Raw genomic sequence first — 4,152 nt, 5'->3', positions numbered from 1 at the left:
GCCGCGAACTCATGGCGAACGATGGACTGSGCCGGTGCCCATGAGAAGTTCACGTCGATCCATGGTGATGGGTTGCTGAGAAGGGAGCGCCATTCTTTTTGGAGAACCCATTCACCGCTTGTATCTGTGCGCCACGGCGTGTCCGTAGAATTTCTCCATCACTGCCATCCCATGACGCGCTGGAAAAGCTATCACCTGCTGGCGGAGTCCTTCTCCCAGGCCGACGACAACCCCGCTTCGCTGTTGCGCTGGATGGTCGGGCGCGTGATCAATGGGCTCGTCGACCATGAGGACTACTGCTTGGCGATCGAGCGAGCGGCCTGTCGGCGCCACGCCGTGTTGCGCGCCGAGCGGCGCATGCAGCAGCTCATGGCGCTCGATGCGAATCCGATCGCCGGTCTGATGCGCGTGGCCCCCGATGCGGCTGCATTCCAGAGTCGGTGGAACGGATTCAACCGCATGGCGCCGCTGGGTGTGGAGACGCAGGTTTGCAATGACACGGGCCTTCGGCTGCGACGCGAGACGCGTGTGCCAGGGCTGCACGAGGAGATGCGCCATGAAGCCGGTGCCGCCTGCATTGCGCAGCTGTTGGCGGCTTGCACTCGAGAGCGTCGGCGCGAAGACACGGCGCTGCTGTTCACTCAGCACGTTGGCAGCTTGGCGGACGATAACCGCGCGCTGCAGGACTGCGTCAATGCGATCCACGCCAATCCGTTCGCCGAGCTCGCCGACTGCGCTCTCGCTGCGGGCTGCTCGCGCCGCACCCTGCAGCGGGCCATCGGGCAGGCCGGCTTGAGCTTTCGCCTTCTGCGTCAGGCGCTGCGGCTCACACTCGCGGGGGATGCGATACGTGCTGGTAGCCGGTCACTGACCGAGATCGCGCATGCCTCGGGCTTCTTCGATTCGGCTCATTTCTCCCATGCGTGGAGGCAGTCTTGCGGGCTCACGCCGCTGCAATACCGCTCACTCTGTTGAAGGAAGATACCTACCCATGGCGACGACATCAAAGACCGATTGGCACTACGCACTTGGCGCCGCCATCCTTGCTGCGATGGCAGGGGCCATCGTTGGGTTGCTCCTCGGTGGCTTGCTGCTTGTCGGAGGCTGGGGGCATTCGATCGCCCTTCCGGTCGCCAGCGGTGCTGTGGCCGGGGCTTTGGCAGGCTTGGTCCTGCCGGCGGGGGCGATGGATTTTGCCGAGGGAACCGTGCACTTCCTGCTTGGCCTCTTCGCGACCGGGTTCTCTGCTGCAGCAGACTCAGAACTGTCTGGCCTTCCTGAAGGCAGTCCAGAGCGCCCGCAGTGGCTTCGTCTCGCTGGCATGTTTGGCGCAGCTTTCGCGGTGGTGCTGTGGGTGTTGATCAATCTGCTGTAGCCCATCGCCATGCGCCAACTGATGCGATTTCCCGGTTCAGTCAGGCGAGACCCCGCCGTTCAACGCTGGTTGCACGAGCATTCAGACGAACTGGGCGCGATCGCGCGGCAGTGGTTCGAAGTCATCCGCGGCTGCGGCGACGACGTTCGAGAGTTGCTGCACGATGGTCAACCGACTGCATGCGTGGGCGATGCGGCGTTTGCCTATGTCGATGCGTTCAAGGCCCATGTCAATGTCGGGTTCTATTGCGGTGCCGAACTCGCCGATCCGAACGGCCTGCTGGAAGGCACCGGCAAGTTCATGCGCCACGTGAAGTTGCGGCCCGAGCGGCCGGTCGACGCCGCGGCGCTCGGGCGATTGATCGAGGCGGCATACGCAGACGTGAAGGCCCGCCTGAGGACGGAGTAGCTGTTCCGTCCGGCCAGGATGCATTCTGTCGAACGAATGCGTCAGGCTATCGCGTTACTGGAGACACAGCGGTCGAGCCCATGAACACTCGAAGCCATGAACGCAAGAACATGGGCTTTGGCGGGGTTGGCCGCGATCGTTGGAGGATGGGCGTGTGTTGTGCCGGCGCAGGTGAGCGCCACACCTGCCAAGGCAGATGAGACCGGCATGCATGCGCAGGTGCTGGTTCTGGGAACTGCGCACCTGTCTCGCCTGACGCCGGCCCTGACCGACGCGGCACTGGCGCCATTGGTTGCTCGCCTGGCCGCGTTCCGGCCAGACATCATCGCCATCGAGGCCATGCCGGCGGAAAGTTGCGACACGGCTGCGCGCCACCCCGCAACGTTTGACCCGCAAGAGTTCGCGGCCTATTGCCCGAACGTCGAGGCGGCCAAGAAGTCCACCGGGCTGGACGTGCCTGCGGCGATGGCGGAGATGAACCGCCTGCTCGGCCAGTGGCCAGCAACCCCGAACCCCGGCCAACGCCGAAGGCTCGCCGCGGTCGCCATGGCTGCTGGTGAATACGGCACGGCGGCCTTGCAGTGGCAGCAGTTGGCCGCGACCGAGCAACGCGAGGGCGACGGCATTGACGCGGCAGTCGCTGCGCAGCTGAAGGCCATGGCGGCACAGACCGACGAGGTGAACAGAGTCGCCGTGCCGGTTGCCCAGCGCATCTCACTGGCCCGACTGCACGCCATCGACGATCACAGTGGTGACAACGTGACCGTGGCCGACGCTGCGGCCTACGGGCAAGCGATCCAACGGGCCTGGAGCGGTGCCGAGGCGTCGATGCGCGCCGTCCGCGAACGCGAAGCGCTTGCCGTTCGCGACAAGGATGCCCTTGCGCTGTACCGACATTTGAATGACCCCGCAGTGCTTCGTGCGACGGTGGACAGTGACTTCGGCGCCGCAGCGTCGGAGCCATCCGCTGAGAAGTACGGGCGAATCTACGTGGGCGGCTGGGAAACGCGCAACCTGCGAATGGCGGCCAACATTCGCGCTGCGTTCCGTGAGCGCCCCAACGCGCGCGTGCTGGTGATCGTCGGCAGCTCGCACAAGCCGATGCTGGATCGTCTGCTGGGCACGCTTGAGGGGGTGGACATCGTTGATGCGATCACGGTGCTGCGTTAGGCGCGGGCGGTTGGAAGCGGGGCTGGTACCGACCGGCACGGCCATTCGCTACAGGKCAAGCGGCATCACCAGGTGGTCCGCATACACCCTGTCCCGATGCGCCAACAGCACCGGCGCCAGCGCCTCGCGAGTCGCATCGTCCAGCCACTCGAACGCTTCTCGCGTGGCTGGGTCCATCGCGCACTGGTCGTGCGGCAGCGGGCTGAACAGGGCCATGAAGGTCGCGCTGTAGATGTCGACCGCGGAGAGTGAGTCGCCCAGGTAGTAGCGGCTGCCGGCGGCCTGCTGCGCTTGCAGGCGGGCTGCCAGCATGCGCAGAAGTGCGGCCGCGCGCGAACAGTAGGCCGGCGCGTCCTCGGCGCGGTAGCCGTATTTTTTCGCCAGATAGGCGGCCACTTTGGTCGGGAAGCCGCCATGACCGGTGAGGCCCGCGTGCACCAGTTGCAACCGGCGTGTCCAGCCCAACCCGCCTTCGCCGCAGATTTCGTGGGCCAGCCCCATGGCGAGGGCGCGGTCGGCAGCGTCACGCGGAAGAAGCGCCGGCTCGGGGGCCAGGCGTTCGGCCAGCAGCAGGATCTGGTCCCAGGCGTGGCGGGGCGGCTCGTCGTTGTGGATGAGCACAGGGCCGTCGCGGCGGCCGCCAGTCCATTGCTTGAGGGCGTCGCTGGTGTAGTCCAGCCGCACGGCGGCCCAGTCCAGGCCCTTGACATGGAGGATGCCCTTGGCCGCCTCGCCCCAGGGGCTGGGCACGCCGCTCACCACCACCATGCGCAGGCCGGGGCGCTGCGCCGCGTCTTCCACGCTCACGTATTCAAAGCTCACTCGGGTTCCCCTCGCAGGTCGGATCTGCCAAGCTTAGCGTTCCCGATGGGCGCAGGTGGAATGAGCGTGGCACGCGGGACGTCGCCGCCGCAGGCCGCTTGTCTTCACCGCTGGCGGGGAGAGAATCGGGCTGACGTCACCACGCCGCTGAGAGGCTTGGCGATGCGGGCCTCGACGGGCGAAAAGGCAGTTGGACAGACCCAATGACGCAAAGCGAGAGACTGGACTCCCCAGGCAATAGGTGGCTGGCGCCAGGGCGCCGGCATCTGATGGTCTTGGGCGTCGGCTGCTTGCTTGTTCTGCAGGCTTGCGTCGTCGTGCCCAGAACCACCGAGGTTTACGATGCGAATTGCAGGGTGATGTCCAAGCAGATGGAC

Annotated in this window: 6 protein-coding genes; 4 read left to right on the top strand and 2 right to left on the bottom strand. The window is 65.9% G+C overall.

The features are described from left to right. The 4 genes from AC1DYI_RS28470 to AC1DYI_RS28455 form a co-directional block, all read left to right on the top strand. The coding region (locus AC1DYI_RS28470; protein ID WP_477207488.1) for a helix-turn-helix transcriptional regulator at positions 1–975 on the top strand (975 nt) is incomplete at its 5' end. 16 nt (positions 976–991) lie between these two features. After that, positions 992–1,375 (top strand): hypothetical protein, encoded by a 384-nt coding sequence (locus AC1DYI_RS28465; RefSeq protein WP_477207487.1) that lies wholly within the window; start codon positions 992–994, stop codon positions 1,373–1,375. A 69-nt stretch (positions 1,376–1,444) separates the two neighbouring features. Next, positions 1,445–1,783, top strand: a complete 339-nt coding sequence (locus AC1DYI_RS28460) for a DUF1801 domain-containing protein (protein ID WP_477207486.1) — start codon at positions 1,445–1,447, stop codon at positions 1,781–1,783. Between the two features lie 171 nt (positions 1,784–1,954). Further along, positions 1,955–2,953 (top strand): DUF5694 domain-containing protein, encoded by a 999-nt coding sequence (locus tag AC1DYI_RS28455; protein ID WP_477207485.1) that lies wholly within the window; start codon positions 1,955–1,957, stop codon positions 2,951–2,953. 48 nt (positions 2,954–3,001) lie between these two features. Here AC1DYI_RS28455 and AC1DYI_RS28450 read toward each other — a convergent pair whose 3' ends face one another. Beyond that, positions 3,002–3,775, bottom strand: a complete 774-nt coding sequence (locus AC1DYI_RS28450) for a glutathione S-transferase family protein (protein WP_477207484.1) — start codon at positions 3,773–3,775, stop codon at positions 3,002–3,004. 104 nt (positions 3,776–3,879) lie between these two features. Continuing rightward, positions 3,880–4,152: hypothetical protein (locus tag AC1DYI_RS28445; protein ID WP_477207483.1), on the bottom strand; the 273-nt coding region annotated here is incomplete at its 5' end.

It is taken from the genome of Ideonella sp. P3_A4 (assembly GCF_056403075.1).
The sequence above is the reverse complement of the archived record's forward strand: the minus strand, read 5'-3'. Positions and strand labels throughout refer to the sequence as shown.